The organism is Curtobacterium sp. PhB172 (genome assembly GCF_003752545.1).
GTDB lineage: Bacteria > Actinomycetota > Actinomycetes > Actinomycetales > Microbacteriaceae > Curtobacterium.
The window spans coordinates 231,227-256,795 of sequence record NZ_RKIF01000011.1; the positions used below are offsets into that span (position 1 = coordinate 231,227).

Below are 25,569 nucleotides of genomic sequence, written 5' to 3' on the forward strand. Positions count from 1 at the left end.
AAAAAATCCCGCGCTGCTCCGGCAGACGGGACCGCACACGCGTCTCACAGGAGTCGTCACTTCTTCATCGAAGGAGTGTGCCCGTGTCCGACACCATCGTCCGCCCGCCGTTCGACCCCGAACTCGCGACCTTCCTGGCGGCGCTCGAGGCCCGCGGTCCGTTCACCCTCACCGCGGAGATGCTGCCCCGCATGCGGCAGCTCGACGTGCCCGAGGACGTCCTCGACGAGCGCCTGCGGTCCCGCGGGTACCAGCGGCGGAACGTCACGGTTCCGGGGTACCTCGGCGACCCCATCGACCTCGCGATCATCGACCGCGTCGAGCGCACCGGTGCGGCCGGTGCGACCGCGGCCGTCTACTCGATCCACGGCGGGGGCATGGTGTTCGGCCACCACCTCGGGAACCTCGACTCGTTCGACGACTGGCTGCTCGACCACGACGTGGTCCTCGTCAGCGTCGACTACCGCCTCGCACCCGAGTACCCCGATCCGTACCCGGTGGAGGACTGCTACGCCGGTCTCGTCTGGGTGGCGGCGCACGCGGACTCGCTCGGCATCGACCCGTCACGGATCGTCATCGCGGGGCAGAGCGCCGGCGGAGGACTCGCCGTGGGGACAGCCCTGCTCGCCCGTGACCGGCAGGGTCCCGACCTGATGGCAGAGATCCTCGTCGCACCCATGCTCGACGACCGTGACGACACCGTCTCGACCCGGCAGATCGACGGCGTCGGGGTCGCCGACCGCCAGATGAACCGATTCGCGTGGGACGCGTACCTCGGACCGCGCCGTGCCACGGCTGACGTCTCCGAGTACGCCGCTCCGGCTCGTGCTGCAGACCTGTCCGCGCTGCCGAAGACCTACATCGACTGCGGCAGTGCTGAGGTCTTCCGCGACGAGGACGTCGCCTTCGCGAGCCGCCTCTGGGCAGCGGGAGTCGACGCGGAGCTCCACGTCTGGCCCGGTGCCTTCCACGGGTTCACGAGCATGGTGCCCGACGCCGCGATCTCGAGGACCGCGACCGCGGCCCTCGCGGACTGGACCCGACGACTGCTCGGAGATCCGTCGCCGATCGAACGCGCAGCCAGGCGCCAGGACCGATCCGTGGACGGCGTGTCTCGGTAGACGTCCCCACGAGCGGGACGGGAGGCCCGGTGCCAGCTGGCACCGGGCCTCCCGTCAGGGCGGGTGTCACCGGGCGATCAGCGGATCGAGGCGCCCGCCTCATTCGGCGCTGCGCAGGTCCTTCACGTCGCCGTCCGAGCACTTCGAGACCCCGGTGATGCTGTACCGCTGCGGGTACGCGTTGAAGCCGATCGAGGTGACGGGCCCGTCCGCGCCCCGGATGCCGGTGAGCGGGTCCGAACCGCCGCTCTCGAACCGCTCCGTCGTGATCCCCTTCGACTTCCAGAGCTCCTCGACCGTCCCGATGTCGGCGGCGGGGTCAGTGCCGTCGGTGTCGCTCCGCTCCAGGATGTACACGAAACGGGCGCCATCCCCACCGCCCGACCGGGTGCAGACCTCGGCGGCCGGGCCGCGGTACACGGTCCACTCGCCGCCGACCGCGTCGGTGGACTCCTTCACGGCGTCGACGATCGACTTCTTCGCTTCGGACGGGTCCACTGTCTTGCCTCCGGGGGTGTTGCTGCAGCCGGCCACGGTCAGTGCCGCCGTCAGGATGAGGGCGACGCCGATGCTGGTGCGGGCGGTGCCACGGATTCGTTGGTTCACGTTCACAGTGTCCACTGCGGGTTCTCCAGGAGCGACTTCTGGAAGTCGGTCATCCCCTTCGGCTGGGGATCGGTCATGAGCTCGGGGTGCCCGGCGCCCCACGTCGAATCGAGCGACCTACGCGCAGTGTGCACCACGGAACCGAGCCGCCCCTGTTCACCAACCGGACTCCCGCACATGGCAGGGTGGTCCGGGGCACCGTCGCCCGCAGCCCACCAAGCCGCGAGCGGAGCACGATGCCACCACCCGACCTGATGGTCGTCACGGACCTCGACGGGACGTTCCTCGACCACCACGACTACTCCTACGACGCTGCCCTGCCGATGCTCGAGCGGCTGCGTGCGGACGACGTACCCGTGGTGTTCTGCAGCAGCAAGACCCGGGCCGAGATCACCGCCCTGCAGCGGCGGACCGGTCTGGACGGGCAGGCGTTCGTCGCGGAGAACGGGGCGATCGTCGTGGGACCCGACGGCAACGGGATCCCCGACGCCGGCGCCGGCCCCGCGGACGCCGACCTCGCGCGTCTCCGCGCAGCCCTCGACCGCACCCGTGCGGACCTGGACCTGCACTTCGCGACCTTCGGCGGCGAGACCGACGAGGTCGTCGCCGCCTGGACCGGACTCGACCTCGCCGCGGCCGGCGATGCTCGGCGGCGCGAAGCCTCCGAGGTCCTGCTCTGGCACGCCGAGGACGACGACCGCGCCGACGCGTTCCGCGAGGCGCTCGCCGCGGCCGGCCTCGACCTGGTTCGCGGCGGCCGCTTCTGGCACGTCCTGCCCGCCGGATGCGACAAGGGCACCGCGGTCCGTCTGCTCGTCGCCGACCACGAACGCCGCACCGGCACCGCTCCGTGCACGATCGGGCTCGGCGACGGCCCGAACGACACCGCGCTGCTCGACGCCGTCGACCTGGCGGTCGTCGTCCGCGGCCACGGCCCGGCGCCGGGCCCGTTCGCCGACGACCGACCCGAGCGCGTGTACCGCACGACGCACCCCGGCCCGCTCGGCTGGAGCGAAGGCCTCGGACACCACCTCGAACACCACCTCGAACAGCACCGCGAACAGCACCGCGAACAGCAACTCAGGAGCCACCGATGAGCGACTTCCACCAGAACGGCGTCATCACGACGTTCCACGACCTCGGCCGCCGCAGCACCGCGAGCATCGAGGACGACCTGCGGGGCTTCGCCGAGAAGCGCCCGATGAGCCTGATCCTGCCGGCTCTGTACTCGGAGCTCGAACGCCCGGCGCTCTCACGGATCGTCGACGAGCTCGCCGAGGCCGACTGGCTCAGCGAGATCGTGATCGGGCTGGACCGCGCCGACCGCTCGCAGTTCGAGCACGCGCGGGAGTTCTTCGCGCGGCTGCCGCAGCGGCACCGCATCCTGTGGAACGACGGACCGCGGCTGCGGGAACTCGACGCCGACCTGGAGCGCGAGGGGTTGGCTCCCGGCGAGCCGGGCAAGGGCCGGAACGTCTGGTACTGCACGGGCTACGCCCTCGCGTCGGAGCGTGCGGAGTGCATCGCCCTGCACGACTGCGACATCACCACGTACGAGCGGGGCATGCTCGCGCGGCTGTTCTACCCGGTCGCGAACCCGGCGTTCGACTACGAGTTCTCGAAGGGCTTCTACGCCCGCGTCGCCGACGGCCGGATCAACGGTCGCGTCGGACGGCTGCTCGTCGGCCCGCTGCTCCGGTCGCTCCGCCAGGTCTACGGGGAGTCCGAGTACCTGGAGTACCTCAGCAGCTTCCGGTACCCGCTGTCCGGCGAGTTCGCGATGCGCGCGCACGTGCTGAACGGGCTGAAGATCCCGGGGGACTGGGGCCTCGAGATCGGCATGCTGTCCGAGGTGTACCGCGACTACGCGACCCGGCAGGTGTGCCAGGTGGAGATCGCCGACGCGTACGACCACAAGCACCAGCCCCTCGCCGAGGCCGACGGCACCGGCGGACTCGCCCGCATGGGGAACGACATCGTGCAGTCGTTGCTCCGGAAGCTCGCGACGATGGGCGTCCCGCTCACCTCGGACTCGTTCCGGGTGCTCAAGGCGACCTACTACCGGAACGCCCTCGACATCGTCGAGGTCTACCGGCACGAAGCGGAGATGAGCGGGCTCGGCTTCGACCAGCACGCCGAAGAAGCGGCCGTCGAGCTCTTCACCAAGGCGATCCTCGACGCCGGCGGCGCCTTCAGCGCGCGCCCGGACGACAAGCCGTTCATCCCGAGCTGGAGCCGGGTGCGCTCGGCGGTGCCGGACGTGCTCGAGCGGTTGCAGGATGCGGTGGAGGCGGACCAGCAGGACTGATCACGCGCCCTGGGCGCGACCACAGGGCGGACGGGAGGCACGGCGAGAGCTGACCACGTGCCTCCCGTCCGGCGGACTGGCGCCGTTCTCAGGCCGCCGGTCGCGGCGCCCAGCCGAGTTGCGGACCCAGGTGCTCGGCGATGTCCGTGGTGATCTGCGCGTAGTCGTCCGGCTCGAACGAGAACGGCAGCGCGAAGGCGACCTCGGTGACCGCCTGGTAGCCGGCGTCGGCGCGCAACCGGTCCGCGATCTCGGCCGAGGTCCCCACGAGGTCGGCGGCGAAGAGCATCCCCGCGGGCCCCATCGGCACGCCCACGCGGCCCGAGCGGCTCTCGACGTAGGCGCGGTAGCGGGCCTCCTGCTCGCGGCTCGCCGTGTCGGTCGGGATGACGACCAGGCCCTGCGAGACCCGGGCGTTGCTGGGATCGGGGTGGACGTCGAGGTAGGCGTCGATCTGTGCGCGCTGGTTGGTGGCGAAGTCCGTGCCGACCTCGCTGCGCGTGACGCTCGAGGTGAGCAGGTGGAAGCCGTTCTCGCCGGCCCAGACCGCCGACTTCGTGCTGCCCGTGCCGTACCAGATGCGGTCGGCGAGGCCGGTGCTGTGCGGCTGGACGGTGTTCGCGAACTCCTCGATCCCTCGGCGTTCGACGGTGCCGGTCGCGGTTCCGGTTCCGGTCACCGCTTCTCCGCGCACGAGGTCACGGAAGCGCAGGAGCCGGTCGTGGCCGAGGTCCTCGTGTTCGGCGGTGTCGGGGTAGATCGCGTCCTTGTAGAGGTCGAAGTTCATCGGGGTGCCGACCGAGAAGCCGGGGTTCAGCCGTCCGCCCAGCAGCACGTCGACCGTGCCGAGGTCCTCGGCGAGCCGGAACGGGTTCTCGGCACCGATCGGGGTGACGGCGGTGCCGAGTTCGATCCGCGAGGTCCGCTGCGACGCCGCGGCCATCACCGCGACGGGGGAGGAGATGCCGTGCTGCAGGTGCCGGTGGCGAAGCCACGCGCTGTCGAAGCCGAGCGCTTCCGCGCGTTCGATGACCCGGAGTGTGTCCTCGTGGCCCTCGGACGGCCGGGCGGGGTCGAACGACCCGATCGTCAGGAAGCCGAGCCGTTCCAGGGGAGTTCCGTCGAGGGGCATGCCTCGATCGTGCCAGACCACCGGGTGGCGCGGGGGTGCGGCTGGCAGGCTGGGGCCCGTGCACATCACTCTGGACTCCGCGACCGACGTCGTCACCGACATCCGCTTCCCCGAGGGCAACCGTTGGCACGACGGGCGGCTCTGGTACTCGGACATGCACACCGGCGAGGTCTTCTCGATGGACCCGACCTCGACCGCGGCTCCGCGCCTGGAGACCACAGTCGAGGGCCAGTCGTCGGGGCTCGGCCGGCTCGCCGACGGGCGACTGATCGTCAGCTCGATGGAGTCCCGCACGGTCGTCGCCGTCGACGATCGTGGCCAGACGTCGGTGTTCGCCGACCTGTCCGGCGAGGAGTCGTCGCTCTTGAACGACCTCGTCGTCGACGAGACGACCGGCCGCACCTACATCGGGGCTTTCGGCTACGACCTGTACGGCGGCGAGGAGCTCCGCCCCGGTCCGCTGTACGTGATCGAGCAGGACGGCTCGTTCCGCCTCGCCGCCGAGGGGCTGGTGTTCCCGAACAGCGCGAACGTCCTGCCCGGCACCCGGACCCTCGTGGTGAGCGAGACGTGGGGCGGCCGGCTCACCGCGTTCGACATCGAGCCCGACGGGTCGCTGACCGGCCGGCGCGAGTGGGCAGCGCTGCCCGGTGGCGTCACGCCGGACGGCAGCACGGTCGACCGCGACGGCGCCGTCTGGGTCTGCTCCGTCGACACGGGGGAGTTCCTCCGGGTCCTCGAGGGCGGCGAGGTCACGGACCGGATCGATGCCCCGGGGCTGTGCGCGATCGACTGCGCGCTCGGGGGCGAGGACGGCCGCACGCTCTACCTGGCGACGGCGGACAGCTACGACCCGGCGACGACGGCGCAGACGCGTGCGGGGCGGATCAGCGCGGTGCGGGTGGCCGTGCCGGGTTGGTGAGCGCCCTGTTGGTGGGAGCCCGCTCGGTGCGAGGTTGTACGCATGGTGCGAGGTATCAGGGTCGCACCGTGTGTACAACCTCGCACCAGGCCGTTCGGGCGTCGCAGCGCTCCGTCGCGATGCGACGATGGGGTCGTGACCACGACCCCCGAGCCCGCACTCGTCCCCGAACTCCTCGTCGCCGACCTGGACCGGAGTCTCGCGTTCTGGCGCGACCTGTGCGGCTTCGAGGTCCGCTACTCGCGGCCCGAGGAGCGCTTCGCGTACATCGCCCTCGGCACCGCCCACATCATGCTCGAACAGGCCGGGGTCGGTCGGAACTGGATCACCGGCCCGCTCGATCGCCCGCTCGGCCGAGGCGTGAACTTCCAGGTCACCGTGCCCGAGAGCCGCGCGCTCGCCGCCACCCTGCTCCGTGCCGGGACCGAACTCTTCATGCAGCCCGAGACGAAGTGGTACGACGTCGGGAGCGCGCAGGCCGGCGTCGACCAGTTCCTCGTGCAGGACCCGGACGGGTACCTGGTGCGGTTCCAGTCCTCGGCGGGACGACGCCCAGTGGCCGACTGAACTCGTACAATCGGCCGTGCCTTCCATCCAGATCGAGAGCCCTCGCAGCGACGACGTCCTCAGCCTGCTCCGCCAGGGAGACGCCTTCGCCCTCGCCCTGTACCCGGCCGAGAACTACTACGGCCTCGACGTCGACGCCCTGGAAGCCGACGGGGTCTCGCTGTTCGTCGCTCGCGAGGGTGACGTGGCCGTCGGTACGGCGGCGCTGGTTGATCGGCGCGACGGATCCGGCGAGGTCAAGCGGATGTTCGTCACCGACGACGCTCGAGGACTCGGGATCGGCCGAGCCCTGCTCCAGGCGCTCGAAGCGCATGCGCTGGCCGGCGGCATCTCGACGATGCAACTGGAGACGGGCTTGCCACAGGTCGCGGCGATCGCCCTGTACGAGAAGCTCGGGTACCGCCAGATCCCGCGGTTCGGGCCGTACACCGACGACCCGACGAGCTACTGCATGGAGAAGCACCTCTGAGCCGGTCGTCATCAGTCCGTCGGGCGCGGCGCGCTCTCCGTGTCCGGCCCGTCGTCCAGGCTCGCGTCGACCGCCGGGTCGGGTGACACCGTCTGCGTCCGGATCGGGAAGTCGTCGAGGGCGGTGGCGGCCGGGTGCGCCACCGACCCGCCGCGCACGCGCTTCTTCACGGCTGCCCACGGCCGACCGAACGCGGACCTCGGCGCGCGCTCTGACGGCCCCTCGACCTCGAGCCCGTAGTACGCGCCGACGTGTTCGAGCAGGACCTCGCGTTCGGCCTTGTCGTACGCCCGCCGCTCGCGGGTGAAGGCGATGATCGTCGACCAACAGGTGAGCAGCAGCACGACGCTGAACGGCAACGCCGTGGTGATCGCCGCCGTCTTGAGAGCGTTCAGCCCGCCGCTCAGCAGCAGGGCAACGGCGAGCAGTGCCGAGACGGTGGCGAAGAAGACGCGCAGCCAGTTCTTCGGCTCGATGTCGCCGCCGGACGCGATCATCGCCATCACGAGCGACCCGGAGTCCGACGAGGTCACGAAGAACACGCCGATGAGCAGGATGGCGCCGTAGGTCAGCACCACCCCGGCGGGCAGGTCGCCGAGCAGGGCGAAGAGCGACCTCTCGATGTCGACCGAACCGTCGGCGCCGACCAGGCCGCCGGAGCCGTCGGTCTCGCGGTGGATCGCCGCACCGCCGAGGACCGCGAACCACAGGAACGTGAGCACGGTCGGCACGAGCAGCACGCCGAAGACGAACTGGCGGACCGTTCGGCCCTTCGAGATGCGCGCGATGAAGACGCCGACGAACGGCGCCCACGACATCCACCAGCCCCAGTAGAAGGTGGTCCACGCGCCCTGCCAGGCGACGCCCTCGGCGCCCTGCTGTGCGGTGACGTTGAACGACAGGCCGACGATGTTCTGCAGGTACGCGCCGATGGACTGCACGAAGTCGCGGAGCAGGAACTGGGTCGGCCCGACGATGAGCACGAACAGCAGCAGTGCGGCGGCGAGCAGCAGGTTGAAGTTCGACAGGATCTTCATGCCCTTGGTGACACCGGTCACGAGCGACACGATGGTCACCGCGGTGATCACGGCGATGATGGCGATCTGGCTGACGATGCTGCTGTCGGCGATCCCAGCGCTCTCGAGCCCGGCGCCGATCTGGATGACCCCGAGGCCGAGCGAGGTCGCGACACCGAACAGGGTGCCGACGAGCGCGATGACGTCAATGAGGTTGCCCCACCCGCCGCGCACCCGGTTGCCGAGCAGCGGCTCGAGCGCCCACCGGATCGACACCGGACGGCCGCGGCGGTGGATGGCGTAGGCCAGGGCGAGGCCGAGCACGACGTAGATCGCCCACGCGTGGAGTCCCCAGTGCAGGAACGTCTGGGTCAGAGCTTGCTGCGCGAGCTCGTTCTCGGAGCCGGTGACGCCGGGGCGCGGCGAGGCGAAGTGGCTGAGCGGTTCCGAGACGCCGTAGAAGACGAGGCCGATTCCCATGCCGGCGGCGAAGAGCAGCGCGAACCACGACCCGGTCGAGAACTCGGGCTCGTCCTGGTCCTTGCCGAGCTTGATGTCGCCGAACTTGCTGAAGCCGACGAACAGCGAGAAGCCGACGAAGAACGCGGCGACGAGGACGTAGTACCAGCTGAAGTTCCGGACGATGCCGTCCTGCAGGCCGACGAACATCGCCTCGGCGCTCGACGGGGAGATCAGGGTGAACGCCACGAAACCGAGCACGAGGACGGCGGCGGGCCAGAACACCCACCGCCGCACCTTCGACGTCGTCTCGACGGGGCCGGGCGGGGGAGCGGAGGTGGTGCTTGCCATGCCCTCCATGGTGCCTGGCGGCGGCTCTGTGCGTTCGCTCAGGCGTGTCGTTCGGGTGAGCGGCCAAGGCTGCACCGTGCAGCCTTGGCCGTTCCGTGCCGGGTTGCGTGCTCGGTGCGGCGCCGGAGGCGCGCACGGCGCGACCATCGGCGCACCGGACGGCGACGTGCGCACGGTGCGCGCAGCGGTCGCGCTGGCGAGTGGCGGACGGGAGGCGCGGGGCGGGAGCGACCCGCGCCTCCCGTCCGCTTGGGGGCGCGCATACCCCGTCAGGTGCGATTACAACGTTGACTTCCGTTTTACAGCGCTGTAAACAGGACCTGCGCGACGACGCGCACGAGGGAGTTGCCCGATGGTGGGAAGCAGGACCGGAACGATCAGCGCGGCCGTGAGTCGGCGGGGGTTCCTCGCCGGAGCAGCCGGCGGGATCGCGCTCGGCACGATGGCGCTCGCGGGGTGCGCAGCACCGCGCGCAGCGGCAGGGGGTGCGACGACGCTGCGGTTCTACGAGCAGAAGCAGGAGGTCATCGCCTACTTCGATGCGCTCCTGCGGCGCTTCGAGAAGGGGCACTCCGGGCTGTCCGTGGTGCACGACAGCACGACGGCCATCGCGCCGCAGTTCGTCCGCGGCGAGCCGGCAGACGTCGGCTGCTTCAACGACAACCTCGAACTCGCGCGCTACATCTCCCGCGGCGTGCTGAGCGACCTCGGAGACCTGCCGTCGGCGGCACGGATCCGACCGGACATCGCCACCCTGACGAACCAGTACGCGACGTTCGAGGACCGCACGAGCGTGCTGCCGTACTCGCTCGCCGCCGCCGGGGTCATCTACAACAAGCGGATCTTCGCCGACCACGACCTGCCCGTGCCGACGACGTGGGACGAGTTCGTCGAGGTGTGCCGGACGCTCCAGAAGGCCGACGTCACCCCGATCTACGCGACGGACCGCGACACCTGGACGCTGTGGCAGGGGCTGTTCGACTACTCGGTGGGCAGCCTGGTCGACACCGGGTCGTTCTTCACGAAGATGAAGGCACTCGGCACCGACGTCGGCCCGGACTCCGCGGTGTCCTTCGAGAAGGACTTCGCGGTGCCGATGGAGCGTGCGAAGACCATCTCGACGTTCTTCAACCCCGACCACGCCACGCGTGCCTACGCCGACGGCAACCTGGCGTTCGGCAAGGGCGAGGCCGCGATGTACCTGCAGGGGCCGTGGGCGCTCGGACAGATCGCGCTGGTGAACAAGGACCTCGAGGTCGGCACGTTCGCGCTGCCGGTGTCGAACGACCCCGGCGACCGGCAGGCGCGGGTGAACATCGACCTCGGCCTGTGGATCCCGACCGCGTCGCAGCACCCGGACGAAGCGAAGGAGCTCGTCGAGTTCCTCATGCAGCCCGAGGTCATCGACGCCTACAACCGCGACAACCTGGCCTACTCGCCGACGAAGGACGCGCCGCCGCAGCAGGACGAGCGACTCGCCGGCCTGCAGCAGTACGTCGACGACGCCGCGTTCTACCAGGGCGCCGGCACCTTCATCCCCACCTCGATCCCGCTCGGCAACTACCTGCAGTCGGCGATCCGGAGCGGGGACTTCACCTCGATGCTGCAGCGGCTCGACTCGGACTGGCGGCGTCTCGCCGGCCGTTCGGCGACGGTCTGAGCCGGACCAGGACTCCAGGAGCCACCATGACCATGCAGACCCCGCTCTCCCGCGACACCGACCCGGCGACGTCCGGGCCGGCCACCGCGGCCGCCCGCACGCACCGCGCCGCTGGTTCGCGTCGCCCGGGCTCCCTCCGCCGGACGGAGGGCATGTACTACCTGTTCCTCGTGCCCGCCCTCATCGCGTTCACCGCCTTCGTCGTCGCACCCGCCTGCGTCGGCATCTTCTACAGCTTCACCGACTACCTCGGCTTCGGGCAGTGGAACTTCCTCGGGCTCGAGAACTACCGGGCGCTCGTGTCCGACCCGGCGATCCTCGCGTCGTACGGCTTCACCCTCGGGTTCGCCGTCGTCACCGTGATCGTCACGCAGGTCATCGCGCTGACACTGGCGATCGCACTGGCGAAGAAGATCCGGTTCGCCGCGGGCCTCCGGTCGATCTTCGTGATCCCGATGGTGATCTCCGGGATCATCGTCGCCTACGTGTTCAACTTCCTGTTCTCGAACACCGTGCCGGCCCTGGCCACGAGCGTCGGGTTCGGACCGCTGGAGCAGAGCATCCTCGGCGACCCGAACCTGGCCTGGGTCGCGATCGTGATCGTGTCCGCCTGGCAGACCGTGCCCGGTGCCCTCCTCATCTACACCGCCGGGCTCACCTCGATCCCCGAGGAGCTGTACGAAGCGAGCTCGCTGGACGGCGCGACCGGCTGGAAGCAGCTGCGCGCGATCACGCTCCCGCTGCTCGGCGGCTTCATCGTCATCAACACCGTGCTCGGCGTGAAGGGCTACCTCGGCGCGTACGACGTCATCGTCGGCCTGACGAACGGCGGCCCGGGCAGCGCGACGAGCAGTGTCGCGATGACCATCTTCGGCGGCTTCACCGGCGGCGACTACGCCTACCAGATGGCGAACGCGACCGTGTTCTTCATCATCACCGTCCTCATCTCCGTGCTGCAGCTCGCGGCGACCCGCGGAAGGAACCTGCGACTCGCATGACCGCCATCGACACCCGCCCACCCACCGACACCCGCGCGGTGACCACCGGCGACGCGCGACGACCGGGCCGCGGGCACCGGCGACGCCTCGGCGGCACGAACTGGACCCTGACCGTCGTGCTCGGACTCGCGGCGCTGACGGTCCTCATCCCGCTGTACGTCACCGTCGCCATGGCGTTCAAGACGAGCGAACAGTCCGTCGACGGCAACGCCCTGTCGCTGCCGTTCCCGTTCGACCCCGGCTCGTTCGCGTCGGCCTGGGAGCTCACGCGCTTCCCCGTCTCGTTCTCGGTGTCGCTCGGCGTCGCAGCGCTCACCGTCGTCGCGACCCTGCTGCTCAGCTCGTTCGCCTCGTACGCGATCGTCCGGAACTGGCACAAGCGGTTCTTCCGGTGGTCGTTCGTCTACCTGCTGGCGGCGATGTTCCTGCCGTTCCCGGTCGTCGCACTGCCGCAGATCAAGCTCACCGCCCAGATGGGCCTCGACAACCCGATCGGCGTCGGCATCCTGCACGCCATGTTCCAACTGTCGTTCAGCGTGCTGCTCTACTCGGCGTACCTGCGGTCGATCCCGGTCGAGCTCGAGGAGAGCGCCCGCATCGACGGCGCCTCGACGTGGCAGATCTTCTGGCGGATCATCCTGCCGCTGCTCGGACCGATGAACGCCACCGTCGGGATCTTCGCGTTCCTGGCGTCGTGGAACGACTTCATGATGCCGTCGCTCATCACCGCCGACCCGACCCTGCAGACCCTGCCCGTGGTGCAGAACATCTTCCAGAGCCAGTTCGGCACGAACTACAACGTCGCCTTCGCCTCGTACCTGATGGCCATGGCGCCGACGATCATCGTCTACCTGTTCGCGCAGCGCTGGGTCATCAGCGGCGTGACACAGGGCGCGGTCAAGAGCTGAGGGGTACGACGTGACCATGACCACCACCGCACTCCCGACGATCCGCCCGTTCCCCGGATCCGACCCGATCGCCGACCCCGCGGCCGTCGTCACCGGCGAACACTGGAGGATCACCGTGCTGGACGCCGGCACGTTCCGCATCGAGTGGAGCGACGGCGGCGGGTTCGAGGACCGCGCCTCGACGTTCGCGATCCGACGGCGGTTGCCGGTGCCGGCGTTCACCGTGGAGCGCGACGGCGAAGCTGGCGTCGTCGTCACCACCGACCGTGCCCGGCTCCGCTACGACGGCCGTCCGTTCAGCCCGAGCGGCCTGGTCGTCGAGACCATCGGCCCGGACGCGAACCGCTGGCGTTGGGGGCAGGAACCCCGTGACCTCGGCGGCACCGGCCGCACCCTCGACGACGTCGACGGCCGGATGCCGCTCGAACCCGGCATCCTGGCCCGCGACGGCATCACCGCGCTGGACGACAGCGAGTCGTTCCTGTTCGAGGACGACGGCTGGATCGGCACGCGCGTGCCCGGTCGCCGGGACGTCACGGTGTTCGCGTTCGGTCGCGACTTCGATGGCGCCCTCCGGGCCTTCCACCAGGTGTCCGGCGCCCCCACGCGCCTGCCCCGGTGGGCGCTCGGCAACTGGTGGAGCCGCTACCACCCGTACAGCGACACCTCGTACCTGGAGCTCGTGGACCGGTTCGCCGAGGAACGCCTGCCGTTCTCGGTCGCGGTCATCGACATGGACTGGCACCGCGTCGACTCCGTACCGCCGCAGTTCGGTGACGGCTGGACCGGCTACTCGTGGGAGCCGTCGCTCTTCCCCGACCCGCGGGCCTTCCTGGCGGAACTGCACCGGCGGGGGATGCGCACGACGCTCAACCTGCACCCCGCCGACGGCGTCCGGGCGTTCGAGGACGCCTACCCCGCGATGGCCGAGGCGATGGGGATCGACCCGGCGACCGAGCAGCCGATCCCGTTCGACCCGACCGACCGGCGGTTCCTGCAGGCGTACTTCGACCAGCTGCACCGACCGCTCGAGGCGCAGGGCGTCGACTTCTGGTGGATCGACTGGCAGCAGGGCAGTGAGAGCGGTCTGCCCGGCGTCGACCCGCTCTGGCTGCTCAACCACTTCCACCTGCTCGACTCGGCGAGCTCGGCGGACCAGGGGATGACCTTCTCGCGCTACGCCGGCCCCGGCAGCCAGCGGTACGCCGTCGGGTTCTCCGGCGACGCCGTCGTGTCCTGGGCGTCGCTGGCGTTCCAGCCCGAGTTCACCGCCACGGCCGCGAACATCGGCTACCCCTGGTGGAGCCACGACATCGGCGGCCACACCCGCGGGGTCCGCGACGACGAGCTCGCCACGCGCTGGGTGCAGTTCGGGGTGTTCTCGCCGATCATGCGGCTGCACTCCGCCAACAACCCGTTCATCCGCAAGGAACCGTGGGTGTTCCCCGCCGAGCCGCGCACCGCGATGGGAGAGGCCCTGCGCTTCCGTCACCGCCTGGTGCCGTACCTGCACACCATGAACCACCGGACCGCCGAGGGCACCGCGCTCGTCCGCCCGCTGTACCACCTGGAACCAAGGCGCGACGAGGCGTACCGGGTGCCGAACACGTACGCCTTCGGGTCCGAACTGCTCGTCGCCCCGATCGTCGAACCGCGCGACCCCGTCACCCTGCACGGGACCGCACGGGCCTGGTTGCCGCCGGGGACCTGGACCGACGTGTTCACCGGCACCGTGTACGCCGGCGACCGGTTCGTCGACCTGCACCGCACCCTCGACTGCGTGCCGGTGCTGCTGCGCGCGGGCGGGTTGCTGCCCCTCGCCGCCGAGGACCAACTCGACGCCACCGCGAACCCGACCGTCTTCGAGGTCCTCGTCGCCCCCGGTGCCTCCGGGTCGTTCACCCTGGTCGAGGACCAGGAGGACCCCGCCGGCGACACCGGCCGCAGCGCCGAGACCCGTCTGACGTGGGACGCGGCGCTCGCCGAGTTCCGCGTGCACGCCACCACGGGCGCGGTCGACGTCGTCCCGGCCCGTCGCGACTGGCGGATCACGTTCCTCGCCGCCCCCGCGGACGGTCAGGTCGTGTCCGCTCGTGGCGAGGACCGGTTCTCGGTCGACCTGACCGTGGAGAAGACTGCGGGCGGAGCGGTCACGTTGACCGGGTCGCCGGTGGTCGGCGTCGACGCCCGCGAAGCGGTCCGGCGCGCCCTCGAACGCGCACAGGCCGGCAACGCCGAGAAGCTCACCGCGTGGGAGATCGTGTCGAAGGACCTGCCGCGCGCCGACCGGATCGTCGAACTCGGCACCGTCGACCTGCCCGAGGCGCTGCGTGCCGTCGTCGTCGAGCTGCTGGGGAGCGTGCACCCGGGCGAGCGCTGATGCTGCGCCGAGTCTCGGAGGAGCGGCCCCGAGACTCGCGCTGGGCGACACTCCTCGGGCGGATCGCCACGAGGAGTGTCGCTCAGGCCGAGACTCGGCCCTGGCCCTGCGCCTGCCCGCGGTCGACCGAGCCGTCGGGGAACGGCGCGCTCTCGCCCACCAGCAGCCGGTGCCCGACCGTGACCAGCCGGCCCGGTACCTCCGAGCCGTCCATCCGCTCGAGCAGCAGGTCGAGAGCGGTGTCCGCCAGCGCGACGGTGTCCGGCGCGACCGACGTCAGGCTCGGCACCAGGCTCGACCCGAGTCCCATCGCGTCCCACCCGACCACCGCGATGTCCCGCGGAGCGTCGAGCCCACGCAACCGCATCGCGCGCAGGACCCCGAGGGCAGCGAGGTCGTCGCGGCAGAGCAGTGCGTCGACCCGGAGCCCGGCATCGAGCGCCCGACCGAACGCGGTCTCGGCACCTGCGGCGTCACCGACCTCGCGGGGGACCAGGAGCGCGTCGTCGACCGGCAGGCCGGCGGCTGCCAGCCCGGCCCGGTAGCCGTGGAGCCGCACGCCAGAGGTGCTGGACTCCGGGCCGGTCTCGTGCCCGAAGAAGCCGATGCGTCGGCGACCGAGCGCGACGAGGTGCGCGACGGCCTGCGCCGCCGCGGCCGCGTTGTCGATGACCACCTGGTCGGAGTACTGAGGGCGGACGTCCTCGCCGAGGAACACCACGGCGGTGTCGCCGCGGATCCGGTCGATCGCCTCGGGAGTCAGGACCTGGGGGTGGATGACGACGCCGTCGACCACCCCGGCCTCGCGACCGCGCACAGCGGAGCGCTCGCCGTCGGCCTCGCCGAGGGTCTCCTCGAGCAGCAGTTGGTACCCGCGTTGCGCGCAGACGCGGGAGAACACGTGCGCGAGCTCGGCGAAGTACGGCCGCCGGAGGTCGGGGAACGCGAACGCGAGCATGTTCGACCGGCCGGTGGCGAGCGACCGTCCGGAGACGTTCGGGCGGTACCCGAGCTCGTCGATCGCGGCCTGCACCCGGTCGCGCATCGGCGGACTGACGTGCTGGTAGCCGCGCACGACGTTGGACACGGTCTTCATCGAGACGCCGGCGTGCACGGCGACGTCCTGCAGCGTGACCTTGCCCATCCGATCACCGTAGTGGGCAGGCTGATTGTCAGGTGGAATCGCACCTTGAGGCCCTAGGGTCGCACCAAGCGCAATCGCGTGAACTCTCTCGAACCGGCCGAAGGGCCGGTCCGCACCGGAAGGTCGGTCCATCTTGACCACCACTCCGCTCGCTCCGGGCTACACCCGCACTCGACCTGGAACAGGAAGCCCCAAGGGCACCTCGACCTACTCCGCTCTGCTCGCGCAGGTCAAGGAGAACGGACTCCTCCGCCGCCGCACCGGGTTCTACTGGTCGCTGTTCGGCACACTCATCGTCACCTTCGCGCTCGCATGGGTCGCGTTCGCGTTCCTCGGTGACTCCTGGTTCCAGCTGATCGTCGCCGGCGCGCTCGGCGTGATCTTCACGCAGTTCGCGTTCCTGTCGCACGAGGCCGCGCACCGCCAGGTCTTCGCCTCGCAGAAGTGGAACGACCACGCCGGCCGCTGGCTCGGCACCTTCCTGGTCGGCCTCAGCTACTCGTGGTGGATGAACAAGCACACCCGCCACCACGGCAACCCGAACACCGTCGGCAAGGACCCCGACATCGCACCCGACGGCATCCGGTTCCTGCCGGAGGACGCCGCGGCGGTCAAGGGTCCGCTCATGACGACGTTCATGCGGTTCCAGGGCTGGCTGTTCTTCCCGCTGCTGACGCTCGAGGGCCTGAACCTGCACCGGTACGCGGTGCAGAGCATCGTCACCGGCAACGGCACCAAGGCCGACGTCAAGCACCGCTGGCTCGAGGCCGCGCTGCTCGTCGCCCGCTTCGGCATCTACCTGACGGTCGTGTTCTGGTTCCTGCCGTTCGGCATGGCCTGCGCGTTCCTCGGTGTGCAGCTCGCCGTGTTCGGCGTGATGATGGGCGCCTCGTTCGCCCCGAACCACAAGGGCATGCCGACCATCGCGCACGACGCCAAGGTCGACTTCTTCTCGCGCCAGGTCCGCACGTCGCGCAACATCCGCGGTGGCTGGTGGGTCTCGTTCCTGATGGGCGGCCTGAACTACCAGGTCGAGCACCACCTGTTCCCGTCGATGCCCCGTCCGGCGCTGAAGCAGGCCCGCCTGCTCGTCCGCGACCACTGCGACACGCTCGAGGTGCCCTACACCGAGACCACCCTGCTGCGCTCCTACGGCATCGTCGTCCGGTACCTGAACCGGGTCGGGCTCGCTGCCCGTGACCCGTTCGCCTGCCCGATGGTCGCGCAACTGCGCATCCACTGACGCCGTGCTGTCGACCATGCCGACCGGCACCGTGAAGTGGTTCGACCACGCCAAGGGGTACGGCTTCATCCACCCCGACGACGGGTCCGAGGACCTGTTCGCCCACTTCTCCAGCATCATCGCGACGACCGGCTACCGGTCGCTCGAGGAGAACGACCACGTGCAGTACGACGTGGGCCCCGGCAAGAAGGGCCCGCAGGCGGACAACATCTCGATCATCCGCTGACGCGGACGACGGACGGGAGGCACGGTGCCAGCTGGCACCGTGCCTCCCGTCGCGCCGCCGCCCGGCGGGCTACTTGATGCCGGTCGAGGCGATGCCCTGCACGAACTGGCGCTGGAACGCCAGGAACACCACGAGCAGCGGCAGCACGGTCACGGTCGCGATGGCCATCACGGCACCCCACGGCGAACTGAACGCCGGGTTGTTCGTCAGCGTCGACAGGGCCACGGGCACCGTCAGGTTCTCGTTGCCCTGCAGCACGACGAGCGGCCAGAGGAAGTCGTTCCACCGGGTCATGAAGCCGAGGATCACGAGCACACCCACCAGGGGACCGCACGAGGGCAGCACCACTCGGAAGAACGTCTGGAACTCGCCGGCGCCGTCGAGCCGAGCGGCCTCCATCAGGGCGTCCGGCACCCCGAGCATGAACTGCCGGGCGATGAAGATCCCGACGACGTCGAACACGGTCGGCAGGATCACCGCCCAGGGGGAGTCGACCAGGCCGATCTTCGCGACGACCAGGAAGCTCGGCACCAGGGTGACCTGGATCGGGATCATGATCGTGACGAGGAACGCCGAGTACAGCAGCCCCCGGCCCGTGAACCGGAACTTGGCGAGGGCGTACCCGGCCATCAGCGACACGACGACGCTCAACGCGGTGCCGACGCTGGTGATGAGCGCCGAGTTGCCGAGCCACCGCCAGACCGGCTGCGTGCTGAACACCTGCGTGTAGTTCTCGAACGTCGGCCGCGTCGGGAACAGCGAGAACGTGCCGCTCTGCGACTGCCCGCCGGGGGTGAGCGCCGAGACGACCATCCAGTACAGCGGGAACACCATCAGGATCGCCAGGGCGGTGAGCCCCGCGACGAGCAGCCACCGGCCGGGACGACGGCGAGGGACGCCGGCGCGACGGGGGCGGGCCCGCCCGGGACCGACACGCGATTCGAGTACAGCCATCAGAGCATCTCCTCCGCCTTGCGGTTGGCGCGCTGCCGGAGCAGCGTGAACACGAGCAGGATCGCGACGAGCACCAGTCCGAGTGCCGCGGCGTAGCCCATCCGGGCATCGATGAACGCGGACCGGAACACGTACTGGATCAGCACGGTCGTCGAGAAGCCGGGGCCACCGCCGGTCATCACGTAGATGACGTCGAAGGCCTGCAACGAGAACACGACGTTCAGGATGAGCAGGATCGACGTCGTCGGGCGGAGCAGCGGCCACGTGATGGTCCGGAACCGCACCCAGCGCGAGGCGCCGTCGATCGCGGCGGCCTCCTTGAGCTCGGCGGGCACGGACTGCAGCGCGCCGAGGTAGATCACCATGCAGAACCCGATCCGGGTCCAGACCACGACGACCACCAGGGTCGCCATCGCCCACCCCGGAGCGGTCAGCCAGGGCACGCGCCCCATCCCGAGCGCTTCGAGCAGGTTGTTCACGACGCCGTAGTCGCCGTTGAAGATCCACGACATGATGACGCCCACCACGACGCCGGCCGCGACCATCGGCACGAAGAACAGGGCACGGAACACCGAGCGCCCGGGCAGCGGCCGGTTCAGGGCGACCGCCAGGGCGAGCCCGATCGCCATCGAGGTCGGCACGGTGCCGAGCGTGAACACGAGCGTGTTCCGCAGCGCGGTGCCGATGAGTGGGTCGGAGCCCATGTCGACGAAGTTCTTCCCGCCGACCCAGGTGCCGTCGCCGAGCGAGGTGCTGGAGTCCTGGAAGCTCAGCGCGATCGCCGTGATGATCGGGATGAGCGAGAAGCCGAGGAACAGCAACGCCGCGGGGCCGATGAACACGTACGGGACGAAGCGGCCCCGGCTCCGGCGGGCGCCGCCGCCAGCGGGGAGCCCGCCGGTCGGTGGGGCGGCGGACGCCGTCGTGCGGACCGGCGCGGTCTCAGTTCGCAGTGACACTGCGCATCGCCTCCATCATCTGGTTCGAGGCCTCTTTCGGGCTCAGTTGCCCGAGCAGGCAGAGGTCGAGGTAGTCGGCGAACACCGCGTTGAGCGAGCTGAAGTACTCGCCGCTCTCGGCCTTCACCATCGAGAGCGGGATCGTCGTCCCCTGGTCGATGAACCGCTGCATCGTGTCGGTGTTCGCGGCGTACCCGATGTCCTTCGCGTCGAGGGACTTCCGGGCGGGCAGCCAGTTGCCGTCGTGGCAGAACTGCTGCATCTTCGACCGGGACGTGATCATCGCCACGAGCTCGGCCGCGAGCTCCGGGTGCTTGCTCGACTTCGTGACGGCCAGGGCGTTGCCGCCCAGGTCGCTCGCCTCGCCGACGTTCCGGATCATCGGGGCCGTGCCCCAGTTGTCCGGCATGTCGGTGTCGAGCTGCGCGATCGATTCCGGGTTGTTGAGCATCATGCCGATCTGCCCGGTCAGGAACAGGTTCCGCGAGACGTCGCCGCCGCCGCTCTTGCTGAGGTTGCCCGTGGTCGCGAGTCCGTCGGCGTACCACTTCCGGCCGAAGGCCAGGGCGTCGATCGCCTCCGGGGTGTCCATCGACGGGGTGGCACCGTCCTCGCCGAGGAACGCACCGCCGTTCTGGTGGACCAGCGGCAGCCACCGGTACGCCGTCTCGGGCGACGACCACCCGTACCCGAACGCGTACTTGCCGGTGACCTGCTTGACCTCCTGCGCGACGTCGAGGAACTCGTCCCACGTCCACGCGTCGGCCAGGGCCTGCGGTGGCGTGACGCCGATCTGCTCCATGACGTCGCGGTTGTAGTAGGTGATGAAGTTGTCGGTGTGCTGGAAGACGCCGTACACGCCGTCGTCCCGCGCGCCGATCGCCCAGAACGGGTCGCTGTAGTCCTGCCGGTAGTCCGCCGGGACGGACCCCGAGATGTCGACCAGGCTGCCGTTCGCGGCGTAGCGGCCGATCTGCTGCGGGGTGATCCGGATGACGTCCGGCGCCAGGTCGGCGGCGAGCCGGGTGATGAACCACTGGTGGAACTGCCCGGTGGTCACCTCGACGGCGACGCTCGTGCCGGGGTGCGCCGCGACGAACTCGTCGGCGATCGCCTGGTAGCTCGTGATGTCCGTCGGGATGTTCCAGGTGGACAGGCGGATGTGCTTCGTCCCGCCGCGGCCGGTCGTGCCGCCACCGGCGCACGCTGCCAGCGCGCCGGTCAGCGAGATGCCGGCGAGGGCGAGGAACCCCCGTCTGGCGAGTTGGGGGGATGGTCGGGTCGGCATGGTCCTCTCCTTTGAGGTCGTGGTGCCGTTCAGGTCGGCCGGGAGGCGCGGGGTGCGCACACGGGGCGCCGCGCGTCCGACGTGGGGTGGCGTCCTGGACCCGACCCCACGTCGGGCGCGACGGTTCAGACCAGCGCGGGGCGGGCCTCCCGGTCGGCCACCGGTGCCGCGGTGACCGCGTCCGCCGGACGCAACGACTCGGGGAGCAGCGCCGCGTGGGCGTGCAGGAGCTCGTCGGTCATCTCGGCGATGCGGTCGAGCGTCAGGTGCGCCGCCGTCAGCGGGTCCAGAGCCACCGCGTGGTGGACGTGCTCGACGTTGCCCGTCAGCGCAGCGCGCACCGCCAGGGTCTGCACGTTCGTGTTCGTGCGGTTGATCGCGGCGAGCTGCGGCGGGAGCTCACCGAACGACGTCGGCTGCACCCCCTTGCCGTCGACCAGGCACGCGACCTCGACGCAGGCGTCGGACGGCAGGTTCTGGATGACACCCGTGGCGTTCGGGACGTTGCCGTAGACCACCGCGGGGACGCCCGTCACGATCGCGTTCACGATGCTCGCGCCGTACTCGACGCTCGGCGTCAGGTCGGCCTTGAGCTTCTCGAGCTGCGTGTCCACGTCGCCCTGCTCGTCGTGCGCCAGGCAGATCTCGTAGTAGTCCCAGCGCTCCGGGATGTACTCGAGCACCGTCTCCGGGTCCTTGCGGAAGTACGGCACGTACTCGCTGGCGTGGTGGCTCGACTCGGTCTCGAAGTACCCGAACGAGCGCATCAGCTGGGTGCGGACCTGCTCGTTGCCGCCCTCGTAGTTGCTCGCCGCGGCAGCCGCCTCGCTGTGGTCGCCGTCGTCGTCGTGCAGGTCGGACGCCGCGACGCCGCGCTGGTGCTTCGCCGTCATCACCTCGCGCAGACGCGGGTACAGGTCCTCGCCGTTGCGACGCGTGAACTCGAGGATCCACGCCTGGTGGTTGATGCCGGCGCTGACGAACTCGACCTCGTCGTACGGCACGCCGAGCGTGCGCGCCAGCATGCGGGTCGTGCCCTGCACGCTGTGGCAGAGCCCCACCGTCCGGAGCCCCTTCGCGTTGAGGAACGCCGTGGCCATCGCCATCGGGTTCGCGTAGTTGATGAACTGGGCGTCCGGGCAGAGCTCGAGCGCGTCGCGGGCGATGTCCTCGTACGCGCGCACCGACCGCAGGAACCGGAAGACGCCACCCGGGCCGACGGTGTCGCCGACCGCCTGGTCGATGCCGTACTTGCGCGGGATCTCGACGTCCCACTTGTACGACTCGACGCCGCCGACCTGGAACGTGATGATGACGACGTCCGCACCCGCCAGGGCCGCACGCCGGTCCGTGGTGTCGAGGACCTCGACGCCGAGGCCGTGGTGGGCGACGAGCTCGCGGGCGGCCGTCGCGGTGCGGGCGACCCGGCCCGCGTCGAGGTCCATGAGGTGCAACGTCGCGTCCTGCAGGGCGGGGAAGGAGACGAGGTCGCCGATGAGACGGAAGGGGAAGACGAAGCCGCCGGCGCCGATGATGGTGATCTTGGTCATGTGTCGACGGTAGGAAGCGCGGGGGTGTGCGGTCCTCCGGCTTCGGACGGTGGGGTTCCAGGATCCTCGGATCGGTCCGTGGCCCGGTGTGCGAGTGTTGTCCGGTGCGCTACCGACTGATGAACGAGTACAGCGTCGACTGGCCGCTCTGGGACGAGGACGGCCTGTGCCCAGAGGGGACACCGGCGTTGTCGGAGACGGTCCGCGACGAAGTACTGCGCTGGGCCGCCGAGTTCAACGAGGACTACTCGGTGGAGGCGGGATGGCCGACGGAGGCCGCAGCGCGCTCGTCCGAGCGCCAGGCGCGGCGACTCTTCCGGCTCGTCGAACGCGAACTGCCGCCGGGCGACGAGCTGGTGCTGGGGTACTGGGAGACGAACAGACGCACGGGGCTCTGACGTGGTCTCGACATCGTGCTCGACGTGGAGCTCGACGTCGGGGCGATGGAAGCGGCGTACTGGAGCCACCGCGGCCGGCGCCGCTCATGGCGTGGAGCTCGTAGGGTTCGGTGATGCACTGGCAGCAGTCACTCCTGGAGAGGCTCCGCACGGACCCGGCGGTCGACGCGGTCCGTCCGTACGGCTCCGTCCTCACGCCCGACCAGCTGGACCCGTGGAGCGACCTCGACGGCGAGCTCGATCTCGTTGCGGACGTCGACGCGCGGACACTCCTCGGAGGTGAACCGTGGGCGTGGCAGAGCGCCCTCGACGACGGGGTGCAGCACGTTCGGCTCGTGCTCGCGGACGGCCGCCGCGTGGACCTCGCGACGCGAGGCGCGACGCTCGAGCTTCCTCCGGAGCCTCCGGACAACAGTCAGCGGTTCGACCTGGCACTGGCCGCCACACGGTTCGGGCGCGGAGCGGACGTCATCGGACTGCACCTCGTGCTCGGGGTGGTCCGCGAGGCGCTCGTGCACAGCATGGTCCTCGCCGACCAGCGGGAGGGGACGGTGCACCACCGGTTCGGCTCCGCCACGGACCTCGCCGCGGCCGAGAGCCAGACGGCATTGTCCGGAGCGCTGAGTCCGTCCCTGGCGTTGCGAGTCGCCTCTGTCTACGCCGAGAGCCGTGCGGCCGTCGACGAGGACTACCACCCTGACTGGAGCGGTCTGGTCGCCGTCATCGCTGCGGGGTCTCGGCGACCTTGAGTCGCCCGCTGGCACGACCCGGGTCGCGACGGTCGTCGTACGCTGGCGGACGTGGACGAGTGGTGGGACGTGGTCGATGCGGGCGGTGGAGCGACGGGCGCGACGTTCCGGCGAGGCGACAGCGGCTGGCCCGCCGGGTCCTTCCACCTCGTGGTCACGGTCTGCGTCCACCGCGCCGACGGGACCGTCCTCGTCACGCAACGAGCTCCGACGAAGGAGTTCGCGCACGGGTGGGAGTTCCCCGGTGGCAGTGCGCTCGCCGGCGAGTCGGGGACAGCGGCGGCCTGCCGTGAACTGCGCGAGGAGACCGCCATCGAGGTCGCGCCCGACGCGCTGCAGTGGGTCGGTCGCTTCACCGAGGACTCTGCGCTGGTGGATCTCTTCACCGTTCGGGAACCTGCCGGCTCGACCGTGCGGCCAGCTCCGGCCGAGGTGATGGCCTGGAAGTGGCTCCCCGCATCCGAGGTGGTCGAACTCCGCAAGAGCGGCGTGATGGCGGATCCGTGGGGACCGCGGTTGGACGCGATGTGGCCAGCAGCGATGGCCACGATCCGGTCCGGGGGAGAGCCTCCCGCGGTGCAGCTGGAAGCACACCGCGACTCCTGGGAGACGGACTACCAGCGTGAGGCGTCGCGGCTCGTCGCCGCGCTCGGAGACCGCGTGCTCGCGGTCGAACACATCGGCAGCACGGCCATCCCGGGCCTCGAAGCGAAGCCGGTCATCGACATCGCGGTCCGGGTCGCAGTCGACACGGATCCGTTGGCGCTCGGCCCGTTGCTCGCGGCGACGGGCTACACGCAGCACCGTTCCGGTCCGAAGAACCACGGGGTGTACACCCGAGAACGAGACGGGGCGAGGACCCACATCCTCCACGCCTTCGCCTCGGACCAGTGGGACGAATGCAACCAACGGCTCTTCCGGGACAAACTGCTCAGCGACCCGACCGCCGTTGCGCGGTACCGGGACGTCAAGACCCGAGCAGCGCGATCGTCGGACGGTCGTGCCTACACGGCCGCGAAGAGCCAGGTGGTGCAACAGCTCCTCGATGAGGAACGTGCCGCCCGAGGTCTCGCGTCCGTGACGGCGTGGGACAAGGAGGCGCTGGGCTCGCATCGCCGCCCGAGTACCGAGGGGCTCTGACGTAGTCTCGACATCGTGCTCGACGTGGAGACGATGGAAGCGGCGTACTGGAGCCACCGCGGCCCGGCCCCGCTCATGGAGTCGTCCCACCGGCACGACGACCTCGAAATGAACCTGGTGCTCGACGGGCACCTGGACTACCGGTTCGGCGGAGCCCCGGTCAGCGTGCACGCGGGCGAGATCGCACTGTTCTGGGGCTGGACCCCGCACCAGCTCGTGGGTGACGGCACCGGCACGGGCGAGTTCCGCTGGGTGCACATCCCGCTGGCCGAGGTGCTCGCGTGGGGACTGCCCGACCACGACCTCGGAGCGATGCTCCTGAACCGCCCGGTCGTCGTACCGACCGCAGCTGCCGGGCGTGACGTCGAGTCGATGCTCGGGTCGTGGCAGCGGGACTTCGAGGACGACGGTGCGGAGATCATCGCCAACCTCGAGGCGCAGGCGCTCGTGCGTCGCCTGCTCCGGCACCACCGCGACGCCGTTGACCTGCGGCCTGGCGGCGGGCACGGCACCGCCGATGCCATGCACCGGGTGATCGACATGGTGCGGTTCGTGGTCGACCGCTTCCGCGAGCCGATCGAGGTCGCTGACGTCGCTGCGGCCGCACACCTGCACCCGCACTACGCGATGTCGGTGTTCCGGCAGGACGTCGGCACCACGATCGTCGAGTACCTGACACGGTGCCGGGTGGCCGAGGCGCAGCGGTTGCTCGCGACGACGTCCATGACGACGTCGGAGATCGCGCACGCCGCAGGATTCGGGTCGCAGTCGAGTTTCTACGTGCACTTCACCCGCGCCTGTGGAACTGCGCCAGGTGCGTACCGAGCGCGGGCCCGCTGACCCGGCGCCTCCACGCACGAGCAACGCCCCGTCGCGAGCGACGGGGCGTTGGCCGTTCCGGTCTGCCATGCACAGCCGGAGTACGTGGGGTGTTACTTGATCTGTGCGGTGATGGTGGCGGTGCCGACGAGGAGGCCGCGCTTGACGGCGTCGGTGCCGAAGGTCTTGTTCAGCAGGCCGG

At 70.2% G+C, this 25,569-nt stretch carries 25 protein-coding genes; 16 read left to right on the plus strand and 9 right to left on the minus strand.

All coding sequences use genetic code 11. From position 1 onward, the window contains the following. Positions 1-83 precede the first annotated feature (83 nt). Positions 84-1,121, plus strand: a complete 1,038-nt coding sequence (locus tag EDF42_RS16810) for an alpha/beta hydrolase (protein WP_123673522.1) — start codon at positions 84-86, stop codon at positions 1,119-1,121. 99 nt (positions 1,122-1,220) lie between these two features. On the opposite strand, the gene EDF42_RS16815 is transcribed toward EDF42_RS16810, so the two are convergent. Then, entirely contained in the window at positions 1,221-1,727 is a 507-nt protein-coding gene (locus EDF42_RS16815) for a hypothetical protein (RefSeq protein ID WP_148053758.1), read from the minus strand. Positions 1,728-1,729: 2 nt separating this feature from the next. Continuing rightward, positions 1,730-1,861: a hypothetical protein gene (locus tag EDF42_RS19285; protein ID WP_260235545.1), complete on the minus strand. Its 132-nt coding sequence runs from the start codon at positions 1,859-1,861 to the stop codon at positions 1,730-1,732. A gap of 102 nt (positions 1,862-1,963) precedes the next feature. Between EDF42_RS19285 and EDF42_RS16820 the strand changes: the two genes are divergently transcribed. Beyond that, positions 1,964-2,824 carry a mannosyl-3-phosphoglycerate phosphatase gene (locus EDF42_RS16820; RefSeq protein WP_123338440.1) on the plus strand — a complete coding sequence of 287 codons (861 nt, stop codon included), beginning with the start codon at positions 1,964-1,966 and terminating at the stop codon, positions 2,822-2,824. After that, positions 2,821-4,035, plus strand: a complete 1,215-nt coding sequence (locus tag EDF42_RS16825) for a glycosyl transferase (protein ID WP_123673524.1) — start codon at positions 2,821-2,823, stop codon at positions 4,033-4,035. Before EDF42_RS16820 ends, EDF42_RS16825 begins: the two co-directional genes overlap by 4 nt. Positions 4,036-4,123: 88 nt before the next feature. Here EDF42_RS16825 and EDF42_RS16830 read toward each other — a convergent pair whose 3' ends face one another. Further along, positions 4,124-5,167, minus strand: a complete 1,044-nt coding sequence (locus tag EDF42_RS16830) for an LLM class flavin-dependent oxidoreductase (protein ID WP_123673526.1) — start codon at positions 5,165-5,167, stop codon at positions 4,124-4,126. A 58-nt stretch (positions 5,168-5,225) separates the two neighbouring features. Here EDF42_RS16830 and EDF42_RS16835 point away from each other — a divergent pair, with 58 nt between their 5' ends. The 3 genes from EDF42_RS16835 to EDF42_RS16845 all read left to right on the plus strand — a co-directional run bounded on the left by EDF42_RS16835 (position 5,226) and on the right by EDF42_RS16845 (position 7,125). Then, positions 5,226-6,089, plus strand: a complete 864-nt coding sequence (locus EDF42_RS16835) for an SMP-30/gluconolactonase/LRE family protein (RefSeq protein ID WP_185041026.1) — start codon at positions 5,226-5,228, stop codon at positions 6,087-6,089. A 135-nt stretch (positions 6,090-6,224) separates the two neighbouring features. After that, a complete protein-coding gene (locus tag EDF42_RS16840) occupies positions 6,225-6,656 on the plus strand; it encodes a VOC family protein (protein ID WP_221181042.1) in 432 nt (143 codons plus the stop codon). A gap of 16 nt (positions 6,657-6,672) precedes the next feature. Next, positions 6,673-7,125, plus strand: a complete 453-nt coding sequence (locus EDF42_RS16845; protein ID WP_123673532.1) for a GNAT family N-acetyltransferase — start codon at positions 6,673-6,675, stop codon at positions 7,123-7,125. An 11-nt stretch (positions 7,126-7,136) separates the two neighbouring features. Here EDF42_RS16845 and EDF42_RS16850 read toward each other — a convergent pair whose 3' ends face one another. Further along, positions 7,137-8,951, minus strand: coding sequence for a BCCT family transporter (locus EDF42_RS16850; RefSeq protein ID WP_260235546.1), 1,815 nt, complete (start codon positions 8,949-8,951; stop codon positions 7,137-7,139). 352 nt (positions 8,952-9,303) lie between these two features. Between EDF42_RS16850 and EDF42_RS16855 the strand changes: the two genes are divergently transcribed. The 4 genes from EDF42_RS16855 to EDF42_RS16870 are packed head-to-tail and all read left to right on the plus strand — an operon-like array spanning position 9,304 to position 14,897. Beyond that, complete coding sequence (locus EDF42_RS16855; protein ID WP_260235547.1) at positions 9,304-10,611, plus strand: ABC transporter substrate-binding protein; 1,308 nt, start codon at positions 9,304-9,306, stop codon at positions 10,609-10,611. A gap of 26 nt (positions 10,612-10,637) precedes the next feature. After that, positions 10,638-11,609, plus strand: coding sequence for a carbohydrate ABC transporter permease (locus EDF42_RS16860; RefSeq protein WP_123673536.1), 972 nt, complete (start codon positions 10,638-10,640; stop codon positions 11,607-11,609). Then, entirely contained in the window at positions 11,606-12,517 is a 912-nt protein-coding gene (locus EDF42_RS16865; RefSeq protein ID WP_123673538.1) for a carbohydrate ABC transporter permease, read from the plus strand. The genes EDF42_RS16860 and EDF42_RS16865 overlap by 4 nt, the downstream gene beginning before the upstream one ends. 16 nt (positions 12,518-12,533) lie before the next feature. After that, entirely contained in the window at positions 12,534-14,897 is a 2,364-nt protein-coding gene (locus EDF42_RS16870; RefSeq protein ID WP_123673540.1) for a glycoside hydrolase family 31 protein, read from the plus strand. Positions 14,898-14,979: 82 nt separating this feature from the next. On the opposite strand, the gene EDF42_RS16875 is transcribed toward EDF42_RS16870, so the two are convergent. Then, complete coding sequence (locus tag EDF42_RS16875; protein ID WP_123673542.1) at positions 14,980-16,041, minus strand: LacI family DNA-binding transcriptional regulator; 1,062 nt, start codon at positions 16,039-16,041, stop codon at positions 14,980-14,982. A gap of 133 nt (positions 16,042-16,174) precedes the next feature. Here EDF42_RS16875 and EDF42_RS16880 point away from each other — a divergent pair, with 133 nt between their 5' ends. Then, positions 16,175-17,284 (plus strand): acyl-CoA desaturase, encoded by a 1,110-nt coding sequence (locus EDF42_RS16880; protein WP_123673544.1) that lies wholly within the window; start codon positions 16,175-16,177, stop codon positions 17,282-17,284. A gap of 16 nt (positions 17,285-17,300) precedes the next feature. Further along, positions 17,301-17,510: a cold-shock protein gene (locus tag EDF42_RS16885; protein ID WP_111086735.1), complete on the plus strand. Its 210-nt coding sequence runs from the start codon at positions 17,301-17,303 to the stop codon at positions 17,508-17,510. A 69-nt stretch (positions 17,511-17,579) separates the two neighbouring features. On the opposite strand, the gene EDF42_RS16890 is transcribed toward EDF42_RS16885, so the two are convergent. The 4 genes from EDF42_RS16890 to melA form a co-directional block, all read right to left on the minus strand. Next, a complete protein-coding gene (locus EDF42_RS16890; RefSeq protein WP_260212482.1) occupies positions 17,580-18,464 on the minus strand; it encodes a carbohydrate ABC transporter permease in 885 nt (294 codons plus the stop codon). Continuing rightward, positions 18,464-19,423: a carbohydrate ABC transporter permease gene (locus EDF42_RS16895; RefSeq protein WP_123673546.1), complete on the minus strand. Its 960-nt coding sequence runs from the start codon at positions 19,421-19,423 to the stop codon at positions 18,464-18,466. Before EDF42_RS16895 ends, EDF42_RS16890 begins: the two co-directional genes overlap by 1 nt. Then, positions 19,407-20,711 carry a sugar ABC transporter substrate-binding protein gene (locus tag EDF42_RS16900; protein ID WP_228510160.1) on the minus strand — a complete coding sequence of 435 codons (1,305 nt, stop codon included), beginning with the start codon at positions 20,709-20,711 and terminating at the stop codon, positions 19,407-19,409. Before EDF42_RS16900 ends, EDF42_RS16895 begins: the two co-directional genes overlap by 17 nt. A gap of 125 nt (positions 20,712-20,836) precedes the next feature. Then, positions 20,837-22,261 (minus strand): alpha-galactosidase, encoded by a 1,425-nt coding sequence (gene melA, locus EDF42_RS16905; protein WP_123673548.1) that lies wholly within the window; start codon positions 22,259-22,261, stop codon positions 20,837-20,839. Positions 22,262-22,380: 119 nt separating this feature from the next. On the opposite strand from melA, the gene EDF42_RS16910 reads away from it, so the two are divergent. The 4 genes from EDF42_RS16910 (at position 22,381) to EDF42_RS16925 (ending at position 25,388) form a co-directional block, all read left to right on the plus strand. Then, the gene (locus EDF42_RS16910; protein ID WP_123673550.1) at positions 22,381-22,659 is read left to right on the plus strand and encodes a hypothetical protein; all 279 of its coding nucleotides are present in this window, start codon (positions 22,381-22,383) and stop codon (positions 22,657-22,659) included. 113 nt (positions 22,660-22,772) lie between these two features. Next, positions 22,773-23,408, plus strand: coding sequence for a hypothetical protein (locus EDF42_RS18705; RefSeq protein WP_148067842.1), 636 nt, complete (start codon positions 22,773-22,775; stop codon positions 23,406-23,408). Positions 23,409-23,459: 51 nt separating this feature from the next. After that, positions 23,460-24,548 carry a GrpB family protein gene (locus EDF42_RS16920; protein WP_123673554.1) on the plus strand — a complete coding sequence of 363 codons (1,089 nt, stop codon included), beginning with the start codon at positions 23,460-23,462 and terminating at the stop codon, positions 24,546-24,548. A gap of 15 nt (positions 24,549-24,563) precedes the next feature. Beyond that, on the plus strand, positions 24,564-25,388 hold the full coding sequence (locus EDF42_RS16925) for a helix-turn-helix domain-containing protein (protein WP_123673557.1): 825 nt from the start codon (positions 24,564-24,566) through the stop codon (positions 25,386-25,388). The last annotated feature ends 181 nt before the right edge of the window (positions 25,389-25,569 follow it).

What these genes read in the sequence shown, in the direction of transcription:
- EDF42_RS16855 (WP_260235547.1), top strand. Translation starts at nt 9,304, where the DNA reads ATGGTGGGAAGCAGGACCGGAACGATCAGCGCGGCCGTGAGTCGGCGG.
- EDF42_RS16825 (WP_123673524.1), top strand. Translation starts at nt 2,821, where the DNA reads ATGAGCGACTTCCACCAGAACGGCGTCATCACGACGTTCCACGACCTC.
- EDF42_RS16875 (WP_123673542.1), bottom strand. Translation starts at nt 16,041, where the DNA reads ATGGGCAAGGTCACGCTGCAGGACGTCGCCGTGCACGCCGGCGTCTCG.
- EDF42_RS16900 (WP_228510160.1), bottom strand. Translation starts at nt 20,711, where the DNA reads ATGCCGACCCGACCATCCCCCCAACTCGCCAGACGGGGGTTCCTCGCC.
- EDF42_RS16830 (WP_123673526.1), bottom strand. Translation starts at nt 5,167, where the DNA reads ATGCCCCTCGACGGAACTCCCCTGGAACGGCTCGGCTTCCTGACGATC.
- EDF42_RS16820 (WP_123338440.1), top strand. Translation starts at nt 1,964, where the DNA reads ATGCCACCACCCGACCTGATGGTCGTCACGGACCTCGACGGGACGTTC.
- EDF42_RS16850 (WP_260235546.1), bottom strand. Translation starts at nt 8,951, where the DNA reads ATGGCAAGCACCACCTCCGCTCCCCCGCCCGGCCCCGTCGAGACGACG.
- EDF42_RS16870 (WP_123673540.1), top strand. Translation starts at nt 12,534, where the DNA reads ATGACCACCACCGCACTCCCGACGATCCGCCCGTTCCCCGGATCCGAC.
- melA (WP_123673548.1), bottom strand. Translation starts at nt 22,261, where the DNA reads ATGACCAAGATCACCATCATCGGCGCCGGCGGCTTCGTCTTCCCCTTC.
- EDF42_RS16910 (WP_123673550.1), top strand. Translation starts at nt 22,381, where the DNA reads ATGAACGAGTACAGCGTCGACTGGCCGCTCTGGGACGAGGACGGCCTG.
- EDF42_RS16890 (WP_260212482.1), bottom strand. Translation starts at nt 18,464, where the DNA reads ATGGCTGTACTCGAATCGCGTGTCGGTCCCGGGCGGGCCCGCCCCCGT.
- EDF42_RS16860 (WP_123673536.1), top strand. Translation starts at nt 10,638, where the DNA reads ATGACCATGCAGACCCCGCTCTCCCGCGACACCGACCCGGCGACGTCC.
- EDF42_RS16885 (WP_111086735.1), top strand. Translation starts at nt 17,301, where the DNA reads ATGCCGACCGGCACCGTGAAGTGGTTCGACCACGCCAAGGGGTACGGC.
- EDF42_RS18705 (WP_148067842.1), top strand. Translation starts at nt 22,773, where the DNA reads ATGCACTGGCAGCAGTCACTCCTGGAGAGGCTCCGCACGGACCCGGCG.
- EDF42_RS16865 (WP_123673538.1), top strand. Translation starts at nt 11,606, where the DNA reads ATGACCGCCATCGACACCCGCCCACCCACCGACACCCGCGCGGTGACC.